A 15,954-nucleotide genomic window follows, 5' to 3' on the forward strand; every position below is an offset into this window, starting at 1 on the left:
ACGAAAACGGCCGCGTTCGCCATTCGCGAAACGCGGCCGCATTAGTGATGCGACGGGAAGATCAGGCAGGACGCTGATACCCGCCCAGCAAACCGTTCTTCGAAAACACCCACTGCCACAACTGGATGTCGCGCGCACGGAACGCTCCGGCGCACGAAAGCAGGTAGTAGCGCCACATGCGATAGAAGCGCTCGCCCATCTGCGCCTTGAAACGCGGCCACGCGGCCTCGAAATTCGCGTGCCAGGCCATCAGCGTGCGGTCGTAGTCGGCGCCGAAGTTATGCAGGTCTTCGGCCACGAACAGGCCGCCCGAAGCGTCGGCGATCTGGCCGATGGTCGGCAGCTCGCCGTTCGGGAAGATGTATTTGTCGATCCACGGATCGGGCGTGGTGTCGCGGCGGTTCTTGCCAATGGTGTGCAGTACGAACAGACCGTCGTCGGCAAGACAGCGGTGCGCGACTTCCATATAGGTGCGATAGTTCTTCGGGCCCACGTGCTCGAACATGCCAACGCTCGCAATGCGGTCGAACTTCTCGTCGAGCAACCGGTAGTCCTGCAGGCGGAATTCAACCGGCAGATCCTTGCAGCGCTCGGCGCCGAGCGCGGCCTGCTCCTTCGAGATCGTCACGCCCACGCACGACACGCCATAATGTTCGGCCGCGAACTTCATAAGGCTGCCCCACCCGCAGCCGATGTCGAGCAGGCGCATGCCAGGCTTCAGGCCCAGCTTGCGGCAGATGAGGTCGAGCTTGGCGTCCTGCGCCTCGTCGAGCGTTTTTGCGCCGCCCGACCAGTAGCCGCAGGTGTAGGCCATGTTCTTGTCGAGCATGGCCTCGTAGAACTCGTTGCCGATGTCGTAGTGCTGCTGGCCCACTTTCCATGCCCGGCGCACGGTCTGGCGGTTCATGAGGCGCGCCTTGAGCGCGTAGAAGACGAGACGGGAGGGATCGATCTGGTCGTCTAGATGCGCGCGCAACACATGTGCGAAGAATTCGTCGAGTTGCTCGCAATCCCACTGGCCGTCCATGTAGGCCTCGCCGAGGCCCAGGTTGCCGAGCGCCAATACGCGCTCGGGTAACTGCGGATCGCGGATGCGCATGTCCCACGGCCGTGTGCCGTTGAATTTCACGTCAGCGCGCGCCAATAGCTGGGCTATAAACCGCCAGGCCCCGGAAACGGTGGCCTCACGAACGGGTTGAGCTGCTTCGAGATCAGTCGTTGCCATACGTGCTCCATGCGGCAGGAGTCGGGTCCTTGGTACCTTGCTCCGATGCCATTCAAGAGGTTGCTATCAAGACATTCGTCGTCGCGCGCGCTGCGAGAAACTCTATGATGCACCTACTTCAAAAATTGTGCAGGAACACGCACAAGCCATACGGGGCGGGCCATAATCGCAAACTCGACGAAACCCATCGCCCTGGCGCCAGCAAACGGCGCGCCCGAACTGGAGATACCGACAATGGCCTACGACGACAAGAACATCTTCGCGCGCATCCTGCGCGGCGAGGCACCCTGCATCAAGGTGTACGAGGACGACGCTACGCTCGCGATCATGGACGTCATGCCTCAATCCGAAGGCCACCTGCTCGTGCTGCCGAAGGAAGGCGCCGAGTTCATCTATGAGCTTTCACTGGAAGCCGGCGCCGCCGCGATGGCGACGGTGCAGAAGATGGCGGTCGCGATGCGCAAGGTGCTTGCGCCCGAAGGCCTCTTGATCGCGCAGTTCAACGGCGCCGCCGCCGGGCAGACCGTACCGCACGTGCACTTCCACCTGATTCCGCGCCGCGCGGGCGAAGAACTGCGCCCGCATGCGCGTGAAATGGCCGACATGGCGCAGCTCGAAGCGCTGGCCGCGCGCATTCGCGCTGCACTGTAAGCAATATGTATTGCTAACGTTAGCTATTCTTGACGCTTAAACGCCGTCGAATTGCACGAATTCGTCGAGCGGGACCCGCGCCGAGCGCCACTGGTTGATGGGCGCGTCCGGGTCTTCGTGACCGATCGCCATGCCGCAGAACACCATGCGTTCGCGCGGCAACGCGAGAAACTGGCCAACGCTTTGCGCGTAGCGCGCCCAGCATTCCTGCGCGCAGCTATGCAGGCCGGCTTCGCGCAGGAGCAGCATCACCGTCTGCAGGAACATGCCGAGGTCGGCCCATTGCGGCGGCCCCATCTGACGATCTACGCTGCAAAAGAGCGCGAGCGGCGCGTCGAAAAACGCGTAGTTGCGCGCGAATTGCCGTAGCCTGCCCGGCCGGTCCTCGCGCGCGACGTCGATGCTGCGGTAAAGATCCTCGCCCACCCGATAACGACGCTCGCGATATGGCGAACCCAGCTCGCGCGGATACACGTCGTACTCCATCGGCTCGCCCGCAGGCACCTGCGCAATGCGATCGGCCATGATCGACTTGAGCTTCGCGAGCGATTCGCCGCCCACGACATGAACATGCCACGGCTGCAGATTGCCGCCCGAAGGCGCGCGCGCAGCGGTATCGAGTACCCGGCGAATGACGGCGGGGTCCACCGGATCGGGCAAAAACTGGCGCACGGACTTGCGGCTCGTGACGGCTTCGCTGACCTTCAAGCAGATTCTCCTCGGGGGATCGACGAAGCATTATCGGCGATCCCCTGCGCGGCTGCCGACGCTCGCCGCGTGGCTCCGTTCTGGCGTCAAAACTTGTGACGGATACCCACTACGACAAGCGCCTGATTGTCGGCGCCCGAACTCACGCCGAAGTCGCCGATCGATGCCTGCGCAACGACACTCGAACCCTTTGCGTCGAGCGTGCGGCCACTCGCCTTCTGGTAACCGGCGAGCGCGTAGAGATCGGTGCGTTTGGAGAGCGAGTAGTCGCTGCCGAGGTTCACCTGGTTGTAGTGCGCTGACGAGGGCCCGGTGAGCGACGTGTAGTTGTAGCCCGCGCCCGCGCGCAGAGCCGGTGTGATCTGGTAATTCAGGAACGCCGAGCCGCTATTGAATTTGGCGGTTTGGTGGAAGGTCGAGTACGCATCGTTTGCGTATTGGGTGTTCGAGTAGGCCAGCCCGAAGCTCAATGCGCCCACCGCATAGCTGCCGCCTGCGCGCACGATCTGGATGGAGGTTGCGCTCGCAAAGCCCTGATTGATGACCGTGTTGAAGAGGCTATCCGAGCTGCTCGTCCAGCTGCGCACGCCGGCAGTGAGCGTGCTGCCGCCATTGGCGAAGAAATAGCCGGCCGCGAGCGAGAGCGGCCCGTTCGAGTAGGCGGCGCCGAAGCTGTAAGTCTGGCCGCTGCCGCTCGCGCCGGCCACGCCGCCAAAACCGTACAGCGCCTCGAACTGCAGCCCTGCGACGAGCGGGCTCGCGTACTTGACCGAGTTGCTCACGCGCAGGCTGTTGTCGTAGTTGTCAAGGTCGCCAGGCGTGCCGAACACGCCGCCGAACGGACCGTCAGCGGTGAGCGGCTGCACGAGATCGACGAGCGGATCGTACTGGCGGCCGAGCGTGAGCGTGCCCCACGTCGTGCTGGCAAGACCGACGATCGCCTTGCGCCCGAATTCGCGGCTGCCCTGCCCGAGCGCGCCGGTACCCACGTTGAAGCCGTTTTCGAGCTGGAAGATGGCGGCGAGGCCGTTGCCGAGATCCTCGGTGCCGCGCAGGCCCCAGCGGCTGCCCGAAAGGTTGCCGCTGCTGAGCTTGACGAGCGTGGACTGGTTCAGGCCGTTCGCGCCCTGGGCGTTGTGCACGTAAGCGAGGCCCGCGTCGACGATGCCGTAGAGTGTGACGCTGCTTTGCGCGTGGGCACTCGTGGCGCTAGTGGCGCCCGACGCGGCGAAGGCGAGCGCGAGAGCGGCGGTTAGCGGGCGGCGTGTGAAAGAGGCGTTTTTGTTGTTCATGCGGGGCGTTCCGTTGCGTGTGGTGGTTGTCGCTACGCGGTCCTTGCGAGGCGGCTGCAAGGCCGGTGCGGCAACGTTACGGAATGCCCGGCAAGCGGGGAACGAACGATTTCTGCGTTGCTTAGGGTGCGCGAGGGACTTTGCAAAGCGCAGATCGTGCCAGGCGCTGCGCGAGCGCTTTCCTCCGGCGCGCGGAGTCTGCTATAATTCGCCTCCCGCCGGAGAGATGGATGAGCGGTTTAAGTCGCACGCCTGGAAAGCGTGTATAGGTTAATAGCCTATCGGGGGTTCGAATCCCCCTCTCTCCGCCAGAACAAAACGCCGAAACCCCGTAAGCGCAATCACTTACGGGGTTTTTGTTTTTCCAGCCCATCAAATACCCGGCAGAGAGGGGATAACGTGCGCGAGGCACGCTCAAACACGCTCAATTACACCCGCTCACAGTGCAATACTTGTTGTACACGAGCCCTTTGCCATCCATCCCCGAGATCGTTCGCGTGCCGTTGCCGTAGTTCGTGATCGTCTCGGTCCACGTCGACCCATCCGCAGCCTGCCCGGTGATGAACGTCGTGTCGCCAATCGACGCGCCGGTCTGCTCCCAGGCCTCGCCCGGCAGCTTCTGCTGATACCCGTTGACGGTAGACGTATTGCCGAAGCGCTGCACCGTGTACGAATTGCCCGATTCGTCGACGCAGTTCTGGAAGGCATCGTTGCCCCAGCATTTGGCAAAAGCGGCGGGCGCCGTAAAGGCGCCGAAAATGATCAGGCTGAGTGCAACGCGCTTCAATGATTTCCCCGAGAAAACGCCCTTTTTCGGCTCGATTCACCGCGAGTCCGAGGCCGGCGGCGCGCGAAATTGTACCGTAGCCGCCAGGGCGATCTACGGATGCGCCGGACACGCGTGCATCGCACGCTCCCGCTAGTTATCGGACAAAAAACGGATGACTTGATGGGCGCAACGAGAACAGCAGCGCCGCCGGTCGTTGAACACGCAACGTTGGAAGGAAGTCCGAATCGACCAGAACAGGCAAGCAGAAAAAGGCGTCGGGCCGCAGCCCGACGCCGAATTCCCGCGTACTGCTTCGAGGACCGGCGCGGGAACGAGAGGACTTCAGTATCGCCTCGCCCGCCCGTTTTTTAAGTGCTCGACCGCACACCGGCAATCAGGTCCCCACTCTCACGGATGGCGGATATAGTCCACCAGCGCGAGCGTATACGCGTCCGGCTTGCGATCGATGAGACTCACGCCGATCGCCACGAGAAAGCCTGCGGGCACACCGAACACGCCAGAGCTGATGGGCTCGATGCCAAACCATCGCGGGCCCGCGAAGCCCGTGAGCTGCGTGAAGAACGGGTACGTCGAGACGATGTAATAGACGCACACGGTCAGGCCCGCGATCATGCCGGCCACGGCGCCCAGGCGCGTCGTGCGCTTCCAGAACACGCCGAGCACAAGCACCGGAAAAAGACTCGACGCCGCGAGCGAAAACGCCGCGCCCACCAGAAAAAGAATGTTGCCCGCGTTGAGCGACGCCACATACGAGGCAAACAGCGCGACGCCGAGCAGCAGGATCTTCGACATCGTCACGCGCCGCTGGCTCGACGCGCCCGGACTGACCATGTGGTAGTACACATCGTGTGAGAGCACGTTCGAGATCGTGAGCAGCAGACCGTCTGCGGTCGAAAGCGCAGCCGCGAGCGCACCCGATGCGATGAGCCCCGACATCACATACGGCAACCCCGCGATTTCCGGCGCAGCGAGTACGACCATGTCAGGCTGCATCTGGATATCGCTCCAGCGCACCACGCCGTCGTTGTTCATATCCGCAATGCTGATGAGGTATGGCTCGACGCGCCGCCATTGCATGACCCATTGCGGCAGATCGTCGAAGCGCTGCCCCACCAGATGCGTGAGGATCTCGAACTTGATCAGCACCGCGAGCACCGGCACGGTCAGATAGAAGAGCGCGACGAAAAACAGCGTCCAGCCCACCGAGCGCCGAGCCGAGGCCACCGAGGTCGTCGTGTTGTAGCGAGTGAGGATGTGCGGCAGGCTCGCCGTGCCAAGCGAAAGACACAGGAGCAGCGACAGAAAGTTGCGTTGATGAATGCGCCGCTGGGCATCGTCGTCGGCGGGAAACGGTTCGTTCATCGGCACGGGCGGCGCGGCGCGCTCGAGCAGGTCGTCGCGCTGGCGCGTCCACACCATGCGTGCGGCATCCACGTCGCGCGGGAAGGCGCTCAATTCACGTTCGAGCGAATCGATATCGCGCAGCGGGCCGTTGTGGCGGCGCAGGTTCGCGAGCGATTCGACGAGGTGCGTCTTCTCCGCAACGTACGACTGCGGCAGCGTGTCGAGCCGCGTCTGCCATTGCGCCGCGCGCTCGCGGTAAGCGTCGCGCACGGTGGCTTCGGTGCTTGCACCGCGCACGTCATGCTCGAGCGCTTCCACGCGCTGCATCACGTTGCCGTAGTCGACTTGCGGCAGCCAGCCGAGGCCGTCGCGATGCGCGATCAGCGAAACCGGAATCAGAATGGCCGCGATGAGAATGATGTATTGCGCGACCTGCGTCCACGTCACGGCGCGCATACCGCCGAGAAACGAACACACGAGAATGCCCGCCAGCCCGCAGAAAATGCCGATGGCGAAATCCACGCCGATGAAGCGCGTGGCGATCAGCCCCACGCCCTGGATCTGCGCGACGAGATAGACGAACGAGCAGAGGATGGTCGCGAGCACGGCGAGCGCACGCACGAGGTTGCTCGAAAAGCGCGTGCCGAGGAAGTCGGGGATCGTGTAGCGCGCGAGCTTGCGCACATACGGCGCCAGCAGGAAGGCGACGAGGCAGTAGCCGCCCGTCCACCCCATCAGGTAAGCGAGGCCGTCGTAGCCGCTCGCGTAGAGCGAACCCGCAAGGCCGATGAACGACGCCGCGGAAAGCCAGTCGGCGGCCGTCGCCATGCCGTTGAAGAACGACGGCACACGCCGCCCCGCCACGTAGTATTCGACGAGGTCCGAAGTACGCGAAAGCAGCCCGATCACCGCATATACCGCGATCGGCACGAACAGGAACACATAGCCGATCCACATGCCGGGGCCGGTGGAAAGCTCGATACGCCACATCACGTAGACGAAGGCGAGAAAGCCGAGCGTGTACAACGCATAGGAGCGTATGAGCCGGTGCGCAAGCCTCATCGTTGCTGTGCCTTGCTGGCTTCGCGAATGGCGATGTCGGCTTCGAGCGCGGCTTGCAGTACGCGGTCGGCGCGCTGCATCAGCACGATATAGATCGCCACGAGCAGCACGTAGAGCAGGATCGCGCCTTGTGCGCCGAGGTAGAACGGCAGGCTGAAGCCTGCGAAGCGCAGGTCGGCGAGCTGCCGCGCAAAGAGCGGCGCGACGAACGAGACCAGGAAGCCAATCGTCATGAGCACGGCGATCAGCGCGAGATTGAAGCGCCAGTAGCGCCGATGCGCGCGCGCCATCGCCTCGCTCACCGGAGGTGGCTCAGGCAATGGATTGAGATTGTTCTGCGGAGTCGTGTGTGGCGCGGCCATGCGCCTGTGTAGCAAAAACGCGTAGGGCCGGCAATCCGGGGCAATGCGGGGATCGATGCGGCGCGCGGCGCCAGGCAAGGCGCCGCGCGAGCCTCGGCGTTTAGAGCGATTCGCCGAGCTGGTCCAGAATCGCCGGGTTTTCCAGCGTGGAGACGTCCTGCGTGATCGCCTCGCCCTTCGCGAGCGAGCGCAGCAGACGGCGCATGATCTTGCCCGAGCGCGTCTTCGGCAGGTTCTCGCCGAAGCGGATGTCGCGGGGCTTGGCGATCGGCCCGATCTCCTTGCCCACCCAGGCGCGCAGATCGTTGGCGAGCTTCACGGCCTCGTCGCCCTGCGGACGCGTGGCCTTGAGCACCACGAACGCCACCACGGCTTCGCCGGTGGTGTCGTCGGGGCGGCCCACCACGGCGGCTTCGGCCACGAGCGGGTTCGCGACCAGCGCCGACTCGATCTCCATCGTGCCGAGGCGGTGGCCCGAGACGTTCAGCACGTCGTCGATACGGCCCATGATCGTGAAGTAGCCCGTGTCCTTGTCGCGCACGCTGCCGTCGCCGGCCAGATACAGCTTGCCGCCGAGTTCCTCGGGGAAGTAGCCCGACTTGTAGCGCTCGGGTTGTCCCCAGACGTTGCGGATCATCGCGGGCCACGGACGCTTCACGACGAGAATGCCACCCTGCCCGTTCGGCACGTCCTGGCCGGTTTCGTCGACGATCGCGGCCATGATGCCCGGTAGCGGCAGCGTGCACGAACCCGGCACGAGCGGCGTCGCGCCCGGCAGCGGCGTGATCATGTGGCCGCCGGTTTCGGTTTGCCACCACGTGTCGACGATCGGGCAGCGCTTGGCGCCCACGTTTTCGTAGTACCACATCCACGCTTCGGGATTGATCGGCTCGCCGACCGTGCCGAGAATGCGCAGCGAAGAAAGGTCATAGCTCTTCGGGTGCACCTTCGCGTCGGCTTCGGATGCCTTGATGAGCGAGCGGATCGCCGTGGGCGCGGTATAGAACACCGTGACCTTGTGCTTGGCGATCATGTCCCAGAAGCGGCCGGCGTTCGGGTACGTGGGCACGCCTTCGAACACGACCTGGGTCGCGCCGATCGTGAGCGGGCCATAGGCGATGTAGCTGTGGCCCGTGATCCAGCCGATGTCGGCCGTGCACCAGAACACGTCCGAGGGCTTGTGATCGAAAGTCCACTTCATCGTTTGCGCGGCCCACAGCAGGTAGCCGCCCGTGCTGTGCTGCACGCCCTTCGGTTTGCCCGTCGAGCCCGACGTGTAGAGGATGAAGAGCGGGTGTTCCGCGCCCACCGGCACCGGCGCGCACGTGTCGCTCTCGGCTGCCGAAAGCTCGTGCATCCACTGGTCGCGGCCTTCGTGCCATGTAACCTTGCCGCCCGTGCGCTTGTAGACGATCACGCTGTGCACCGCTTCGCAGCCGCCCATGGCGAGCGCTTCGTCGGCGATGTTCTTCAGCGGCAGCGCCTTGCCGCCGCGCATCTGTTCGTCGGCGGTGATGAGCGCGACCGCGCCCACGTCGACCATGCGTTCGTTGAGCGACTTTGACGAGAAGCCGCCGAACACGACCGAGTGCGTCGCGCCAATGCGTGCACAAGCCTGCATCGCGACCACGCCTTCCACTGACATCGGCATGTAGATGACCACGCGATCGCCCTTCTTCACGCCGCGTTTCTTCAGCGCATTGGCGAAGCGCGACACGCGCGCGAGCAGGTCCTTGTAGGTGACGTTCGTGACGGTGCCGTCGTCGGCTTCGAAGACGATCGCGACGCGCTCGCCATTGCCCGCCTCGACGTGGCGGTCGAGGCTGTTGTACGAGGCATTGAGTTCGCCGTCTTCGAACCATGTGTAGAACGGCGCCTTCGATTCGTCGAGCACCTTCGTGAAGGGCTTTTGCCAGCTCAGGGTTTCGCGCGCGAGGCGCGCCCAGAAGCCTTCGTAATCGCGTTCGGCTTCGGCGCACAGCGCCTTGTATGCGTCCATGCCGGACACCGTGGCGCCAGCTACCGTTTGCTCGGAAGGCGCAAAGACGCGGCGTTCCTGAAGAACCGATTCAATCGCAGACATCGACAACCCCTTGGTGAAGATGAAACGTCAAACTCGTGGACACGCATGAGCATCTTCAATGCCCGTGCGCGCCGTCTCCGTGCGCCGCCGCCCGCATGCGGCACGGCGCTATTGGCTTGCGCCGGGAGCCGCCATTGTGGCATCCGGCATGCATGGGCGCGCGATACAGGCACGATCGTGCGCGATCTTCGCAAACTACCCATGCCGGCAAGATTAAGCGTAGCAACTTACCAGCCACTTACGCGCGCCCATGCAGACCACGCAGCGGCGCGCCATGGCACGCAAGTAAGCAGACATTTAGAATGCTAACTGAACTGCGCACCCGGATTCCAGCTTGAATCGCTATTCCCTGTTTCTCATTGCCTCGATGCTGCTCGTGGGCAGCAACGTCGGCATCGGCAAATCGATTGTCGCCTTCATTCCCGTTCCCCTCTTCGCGCTGCTGCGCTTCGTGATCGCGCTCGCGGTACTGGGCCCGCTCCTGCGTCGCTCCAAAATGCAACAGGTGAAGCGCGGCGAATGGATCAATCTGTTCCTCCAGGCGCTGTTTGGGACATTCGGGTTTACGCTGCTGATGCTCGGCGGCGTGCATCGCACGAGCGCGGTCGCGGCCGGCGTCATCACGAGCACGATCCCCGCCGTGGTCGCCCTCTTCTCCTGGCTTTTCCTGCGCGAGCGCCCCGACGCACGCGCACTCGCTTCCATCGTGCTCGCCATTGCGGGCATCGCGGTCATCAATTTCGCGCACGTGGGCGGCGGTGGCGACACCGGCGCCAGCTCGTTGATCGGCAACCTGATGGTGCTCGGCGCGGTGTGCTGCGAATCGCTCTATGTGATCCTGTCGCGCCGTCTCACCCAAACGCTCGCGCCGCTCGACATCTGCGCGTACACACACCTGTTCGGGCTTTTGCTGATGCTGCCCGTGGGTCTGCCGGGCGCACTGTCGTTCGATTTCGCGAGCGTCCCTTCGGGCATCTGGTGGCTGGCGCTCTGGTACGGACTTTCGGCAAGCGTGTTCTCGTTCTGTCTCTGGATGATGGGCATACGCCATGTGCCGGGCAGCATCGCCGGCGTGTTCACGGCCGTGCTGCCGGTCGCGGCAGCCGTGTACGGCATCGCGTTTCTCGGCGAGCGCCCCACGCCCGCGCACGGCATCGCCCTCGCCTGCGTGGTGGTCGGCATCGGCCTCGCGAGCCTCAAGATCAGGCGCCTGCCGCCGGTGGCCTCGTGACCATTCCGTAATGCGATTGAAAGTATCGGGCGCGGGCGGCGCTGCCGCAATCCCGGCGAGCCCTTCCTGCGACGCTGTACAATAGCGCCCGCCCGGCCCCTCGCGCGCGCCTTCTGGCCCTAACCAGACGGCCCCGCTTGAGCAGCCCCGCTTAGGCAGCCCACTTAGGCAGCCCCGCCCGAATTCGCCATCGTGATTGCCCATGTCCGCCGCACGCCCCCAGCCGCCTTCCGCCGCCGCCCCGGGTAAAGCCCGTCGCCGCATGCGTCCGTTGCCCAGCATCATCTTCATGAGCCGCTGGCTGCAGGTGCCGCTCTACCTGGGCCTGATCGTCGCGCAAGCCGTGTACTGCGTGCTGTTCCTCAAGGAGGTCTGGCACCTCGTGAGCCACGCCACCACGCTCGACGAAACGAGCATCATGCTGGCCGTACTCGGCCTGATCGACGTGGTGATGATCTCGAACCTGCTCATCATGGTGATCGTGGGCGGCTACGAGACCTTCGTCTCGCGCCTGAATCTCGAAGGCCATCCCGACGAGCCCGAATGGCTCGACCACGTGAACGCCGGCGTGCTCAAGGTGAAGCTCGCCATGGCGCTCATCAGCATTTCGTCGATCCACCTGCTCAAGACCTTCATCAATCCGGACGCCGCTTCGGCGCATACGGTGATGTGGCAGGTGATCATCCACGTGGCGTTCCTCGCCTCCGCGCTAGTGATGGCGTGGATCGACCGCATCACCACGCATACGCACCCCGAACACTATCAGGAGCTCGCCGCGCGCCATCCAGCGCCAGGCGGGCACGCCGCTGCGCGTCGAGCGGTTCCCGAGCACGCCGAATCCGACTGAACCGCGCACACGGCAGACATGATTCAAAACACCCGCCCCCACAGAAGCTAGCCATGACCGTCATCAAACAGGAAGACCTCATCCAGAGCATTGCGGATTCGCTGCAATACATCAGCTACTACCATCCGCAGGACTACATCGAGGCGCTCGGCCGCGCCTACGAACTCGAAGAGAGCCCGGCCGCGAAGGACGCGATCGCGCAGATCCTCACCAACAGCCGCATGTGCGCCGAGGGCCGTCGCCCGATCTGCCAGGACACCGGCATCGTCACGATCTTTGTGAAGGTCGGCATGGACGTGCGTTGGGACGGCGCCACGATGGGCGTGACCGACATGATCAACGAAGGCGTGCGCCGCGGTTACCTGAACCCGGACAACGTGCTGCGCGCCTCGATCGTGAGCCCGCCCGAAGGCGGCCGCAAGAACACGAAGGACAACACGCCGGCCGTGATCCACTACGAGATCGTGCCGGGCGACAAGGTCGATGTGCAGGTCGCAGCCAAGGGCGGCGGCTCGGAGAACAAGTCGAAGTTCGTGATGCTGAACCCCTCCGACTCGATCGTCGACTGGGTGCTCAAGACCGTGCCGACGATGGGCGCGGGCTGGTGCCCGCCGGGCATGCTCGGCATCGGCATCGGCGGCACCGCCGAAAAGGCGATGCTGATGGCGAAGGAATCGCTCATGGAATCCATCGACATCCAGGACATCATCAAGCGCGGCCCGAAGGACTGGATCGAAGAGCTGCGCGTGGAACTGCACGAGAAGGTCAACGCGCTCGGCATCGGCGCCCAGGGCCTGGGCGGTCTCGCCACCGTGCTCGACGTCAAGATCATGGCCACGGCCACGCACGCGGCTTCGAAGCCCGTCGCGATGATCCCGAACTGCGCCGCCACGCGCCACGCGCACTTCGTGCTCGACGGCTCGGGCCCGGCAAAGCTCGATGCGCCCTCGCTCGACGCATGGCCGAAGGTCAACTGGGAACCGAACACGGAAACGAGCAAGCGCGTCGACCTCAACACGCTCACGCCGGAAGAAGTCGCTTCGTGGAAGCCGGGCCAGACGCTCCTGCTCTCGGGCAAGATGCTCACGGGCCGCGACGCGGCGCACAAGCGCATCGCCGACATGCTCGCGAAAGGCGAGAAGCTGCCGGTGGACTTCAAGAACCGTGTGATTTACTACGTCGGCCCGGTCGATCCGGTGCGCGACGAAGTGGTCGGGCCGGCAGGTCCCACCACGGCCACGCGCATGGACAAGTTCACGGAGCTGATGCTCTCGCAAACGGGCCTCATTTCGATGGTCGGCAAGGCCGAGCGCGGCCCGGTCGCCATCGAGGCGATCAAGAAGCACAAGGCGGCTTACCTGATGGCGGTGGGCGGCGCGGCTTACCTCGTGTCGAAGGCTATCCGCGGCTCGAAGGTCCTCGCGTTCGAAGACCTCGGCATGGAAGCCATCTACGAGTTCGACGTCCAGGACATGCCGGTGACGGTCGCCGTGGATTCGTCGGGCACCTCGGTCCACAAGACCGGCCCCGCCGAATGGCAGGCGAAGATCGGCAAGATTCCGGTCGCCACGGTTTGATGTCTGCCTGATGCCTGTTTAAAAACCGGGGCCGCGCGCCCCGGTTTTTTTTGCATCACGCGAGGCGTACTGAGATTAGTTCCCAGCACTGAGTAAATCACCGATATACACCGCAATTCAATGTGGATTCGGCCTTGGCTTTTGTGTATTGAGCGTTTATTGTTGGAAACCAGTCACCGCCCCACAAAGAAAGGAAAGACTATGCAAGGCGACAAGAAGGTCATCGAATATCTGAACGCGCAGCTCAAGAACGAGCTCACGGCTATCAATCAGTATTTCCTGCATGCCCGCATGTACAAGCACTGGGGCCTCGAGAAACTCGGCAAGCATGAATATGACGAATCGATCGGCGAAATGAAACATGCCGATATGCTCATCGAGCGTATTTTCATGCTCGACGGTCTGCCGAACCTCCAGGACCTGCATAAGTTGTTGATTGGCGAAGAAACCAGGGAAATTCTCGAGTGCGATTTGAAGCTCGAACAGATTTCCCAGTCCACCTGCAAGGAAGCCATTGTTTATTGCGAATCGGTGCGCGACTTCGTTTCGCGAGAGATTTTCGTGACGATTCTCGAAGACACCGAAGAGCACATCGACTGGCTCGAAACGCAGATCGACCTCATCGGCAAGATCGGCATCCAGAATTACCAGCAGTCGGCCATGGGTTCGGTAGAATCCTGATCGCGCGCCTCGCGCCCGCGCGCATCCGTCCGCCTTGCGGGTGCGCCTCAACCCTATTGCGCCCATCCCCGTGAACCTTCCGGCCTCATCCAGCGCTGCGCCCATCGGCATCTTCGACTCTGGCCTCGGCGGCCTGTCGGTGCTGCGCGCCGTGCGTGCGCTACTGCCCGCCGAGCGGCTAGTGTATGCCGCCGACTCGCGCTACGCCCCCTACGGCCAGCGCGACGACGACTTCATCGCCGACCGCACGCTCGCGATCTGCGAATGGCTCGTGGCGCAGGGCGCGAAGGCGCTGGTGGTGGCCTGCAACACGGCGACGGCGCAGTCCATCGCGCTCGTGCGCGAGCGGCTCTCCATCCCGCTCATCGGGGTGGAGCCGGGGATCAAACCGGCGGCGCTGGTTTCCAAATCGCGCGTAGCGGGTGTGCTCGCCACCCAGGTCACGCTGCGCAGCGCGCGCTTTCAGGCGCTCGTGGAGCGCCACGCAGCCGACCTGCGCGTGCTGTGCCAGCCGGGCCATGGCCTCGTGGAGGCCGTGGAGCGCTGCGACATCGGTTCGGCCGACTTGCTCGCGCTGCTGCGCGCATACGTCGAGCCCATGCTCGACGCGGGCGCGGACACGCTCGTGCTCGGCTGCACGCACTACCCGTTTCTCGACACGGCGATCCGCTCGATCGTCGGGGAACGGATGACGCTCGTCGACACGAGCGTCGCCATCGCGCGGCAGCTCGAACGCGTGCTCGACCAGCACGGCCTGCGCGCTAGCGGCGAGCCTGCCGGCGCGGGCGGCGACGAGATTCGCTTTTGCTCGACGAGCGACGGCGCGCACCTGCACGAACTGGCGGCCGCGCTGCTGGGTCTCGACGCCCCTGTCGAGCGCGTAGTCATCCCCTCGCGCCGCTCGCGGGAACTGGAAGCGAACGCCGCCTGACGCACCGGCGCCTCACACCGCGCGTGATACGAAGTTCGCGATTCGCGCCTCGCCCGGAAGAGCGCGTTTCAACCCCGTTTCCGCCTATCTGACTCACCCGCCTCGTTCCGCTTGGCTCCTGCCAGGAGTCTCCTGGTGAGCTCCCGCGGCAATGCTCAATCCTGCTGACAGTCACGCAACGGCTAACCGCTAGCGGGCCCGTCAAACGCCTTGACGAGCGCTCTACAAAGGCTTGCCTTTTCCTGACGCAAAGCAAAACCCCTGCTAAGCATCCGGTTTTGTTACAAAAAATCCGCCTACGCGCTTGCCAAACCCAGCAAACATAATGATAATAATTCGCATTAACTCTCTCTATTGCGGTCCATCATGATTGTCTGCGTTTGCAAATCCGTCTCCGACCGGACGATCCGCGCCTCCATCCAGGAAGGCATGGATTCTTTCGACGAGCTGCAGTTCGAACTCGGCGTCGCGACCTGCTGCGGCAAGTGCGAAGAATCCGTTCGTGACGTGATGGCGCAAAGCGGTGTCTGTGCGAGCCGCTGCGGGGTCACGCAACCGGCGCACCCCGCCGTGGTCCCCCATGCGGTTCCGCTCACGTTTTACGAGCGCAAGGCTGCCTGAAGCCATGACGCGCATCCGGCCACCGATGCGCGTCCGCCCCGTCCGCCCGTTTAGCCAAAGGTGCCTCAGGCGCCACGCGCCGCGGACGTCAAATCGCCGCCGACAGCAAGCCCGTCTCCCGACCAGCCAGCTACCGCTCGTACCCCTCAAAGGAGGTCGTGATGGAATTGCTGCTCGGATTCGTAACGACGTTGTGCATCTCGCTGTTGATCTTTCGCAAATAAAGCTGCCCGACACGACGCGTAGGTTTGCCTGCGCGCCGTCGTCCGCATGGCAGCCACGCTAAACATGCAGGCTTTCCAAACCACCGCTGGCACGCTGCCGTCTCCCTCCGTTCGCATCAACCGCCGTGTCGTCACCGCGAGCGCGATCGTGGTCGCGCTGCACGCCGCGCTCATCGCCGTCGTGCTGATGAAGCGCGAACCCGTGACGACCGCTTCGGCCGCATCGGCGTGCGCATCCACGATTTCCATCATCCCCACTGGCGCGACGACGTGCGCATGATCCTGCGCGCCGCGAAGCGCGCGCCGGCCGTCATCACCCACCAGA

Annotated in this window: 14 protein-coding genes, 1 tRNA gene and 1 pseudogene; 9 read left to right on the forward strand and 7 right to left on the reverse strand. The window is 63.9% G+C overall.

What is annotated here, in order from left to right; translation table 11 throughout:
* Window positions 1–61: 61 nt before the first annotated feature.
* Window positions 62–1,225: a cyclopropane fatty acyl phospholipid synthase gene (cfa, locus tag AB4Y43_RS32245; RefSeq protein ID WP_342945517.1), complete on the reverse strand. Its 1,164-nt coding sequence runs from the start codon at window positions 1,223–1,225 to the stop codon at window positions 62–64.
* 234 nt (window positions 1,226–1,459) lie between these two features.
* Here cfa and AB4Y43_RS32250 point away from each other — a divergent pair, with 234 nt between their 5' ends.
* Window positions 1,460–1,876, forward strand: a complete 417-nt coding sequence (locus tag AB4Y43_RS32250) for an HIT family protein (RefSeq protein WP_069262497.1) — start codon at window positions 1,460–1,462, stop codon at window positions 1,874–1,876.
* A gap of 36 nt (window positions 1,877–1,912) precedes the next feature.
* Here the strand turns inward: AB4Y43_RS32250 and AB4Y43_RS32255 are convergent, their stop codons facing one another.
* Both AB4Y43_RS32255 and AB4Y43_RS32260 read right to left on the reverse strand, forming a co-directional pair.
* Window positions 1,913–2,584 carry a nitroreductase gene (locus AB4Y43_RS32255; RefSeq protein WP_342945516.1) on the reverse strand — a complete coding sequence of 224 codons (672 nt, stop codon included), beginning with the start codon at window positions 2,582–2,584 and terminating at the stop codon, window positions 1,913–1,915.
* Window positions 2,585–2,670: 86 nt separating this feature from the next.
* Entirely contained in the window at window positions 2,671–3,876 is a 1,206-nt protein-coding gene (locus AB4Y43_RS32260) for a porin (RefSeq protein WP_342945515.1), read from the reverse strand.
* 220 nt (window positions 3,877–4,096) lie between these two features.
* Here AB4Y43_RS32260 and AB4Y43_RS32265 point away from each other — a divergent pair.
* Window positions 4,097–4,187 (forward strand) — tRNA-Ser (locus AB4Y43_RS32265).
* A 113-nt stretch (window positions 4,188–4,300) separates the two neighbouring features.
* Here AB4Y43_RS32265 and AB4Y43_RS32270 read toward each other — a convergent pair.
* From AB4Y43_RS32270 to acs, 4 genes are all read right to left on the reverse strand, one after another.
* Window positions 4,301–4,663 carry a hypothetical protein gene (locus tag AB4Y43_RS32270; protein ID WP_083245108.1) on the reverse strand — a complete coding sequence of 121 codons (363 nt, stop codon included), beginning with the start codon at window positions 4,661–4,663 and terminating at the stop codon, window positions 4,301–4,303.
* Between the two features lie 390 nt (window positions 4,664–5,053).
* Window positions 5,054–7,072 (reverse strand): VC_2705 family sodium/solute symporter, encoded by a 2,019-nt coding sequence (locus AB4Y43_RS32275; protein WP_342945487.1) that lies wholly within the window; start codon window positions 7,070–7,072, stop codon window positions 5,054–5,056.
* Window positions 7,069–7,434, reverse strand: coding sequence for a DUF4212 domain-containing protein (locus AB4Y43_RS32280; protein WP_083245109.1), 366 nt, complete (start codon window positions 7,432–7,434; stop codon window positions 7,069–7,071). The genes AB4Y43_RS32275 and AB4Y43_RS32280 overlap by 4 nt, the downstream gene beginning before the upstream one ends.
* 100 nt (window positions 7,435–7,534) lie before the next feature.
* Entirely contained in the window at window positions 7,535–9,517 is a 1,983-nt protein-coding gene (gene acs / locus AB4Y43_RS32285) for an acetate--CoA ligase (protein ID WP_069262501.1), read from the reverse strand.
* A 334-nt stretch (window positions 9,518–9,851) separates the two neighbouring features.
* Between acs and AB4Y43_RS32290 the strand changes: the two genes are divergently transcribed.
* The 7 genes and pseudogenes from AB4Y43_RS32290 to AB4Y43_RS32320 all read left to right on the forward strand — a co-directional run.
* On the forward strand, window positions 9,852–10,748 hold the full coding sequence (locus AB4Y43_RS32290; RefSeq protein ID WP_368729638.1) for a DMT family transporter: 897 nt from the start codon (window positions 9,852–9,854) through the stop codon (window positions 10,746–10,748).
* 202 nt (window positions 10,749–10,950) lie between these two features.
* A complete protein-coding gene (locus AB4Y43_RS32295) occupies window positions 10,951–11,595 on the forward strand; it encodes a TIGR00645 family protein (RefSeq protein ID WP_069262503.1) in 645 nt (214 codons plus the stop codon).
* 53 nt (window positions 11,596–11,648) lie between these two features.
* Window positions 11,649–13,172, forward strand: a complete 1,524-nt coding sequence (locus tag AB4Y43_RS32300) for a fumarate hydratase (RefSeq protein ID WP_368729639.1) — start codon at window positions 11,649–11,651, stop codon at window positions 13,170–13,172.
* A 201-nt stretch (window positions 13,173–13,373) separates the two neighbouring features.
* Window positions 13,374–13,853 carry a bacterioferritin gene (gene bfr, locus AB4Y43_RS32305; RefSeq protein WP_069262505.1) on the forward strand — a complete coding sequence of 160 codons (480 nt, stop codon included), beginning with the start codon at window positions 13,374–13,376 and terminating at the stop codon, window positions 13,851–13,853.
* Window positions 13,854–13,923: 70 nt separating this feature from the next.
* On the forward strand, window positions 13,924–14,784 hold the full coding sequence (murI, locus tag AB4Y43_RS32310; RefSeq protein ID WP_256094518.1) for a glutamate racemase: 861 nt from the start codon (window positions 13,924–13,926) through the stop codon (window positions 14,782–14,784).
* Window positions 14,785–15,150: 366 nt separating this feature from the next.
* Window positions 15,151–15,405 carry a bacterioferritin-associated ferredoxin gene (locus AB4Y43_RS32315; RefSeq protein ID WP_028208420.1) on the forward strand — a complete coding sequence of 85 codons (255 nt, stop codon included), beginning with the start codon at window positions 15,151–15,153 and terminating at the stop codon, window positions 15,403–15,405.
* A 431-nt stretch (window positions 15,406–15,836) separates the two neighbouring features.
* Window positions 15,837–15,954 (forward strand): annotated as a pseudogene (locus tag AB4Y43_RS32320) (CoA ester lyase); the annotation flags it as partial.

Origin of the sequence: Paraburkholderia sp. BR10872 (assembly GCF_040965835.1) — a bacterium.
In the GTDB taxonomy this organism is placed as follows: Bacteria; Pseudomonadota; Gammaproteobacteria; order Burkholderiales; family Burkholderiaceae; genus Paraburkholderia; species Paraburkholderia nodosa_A.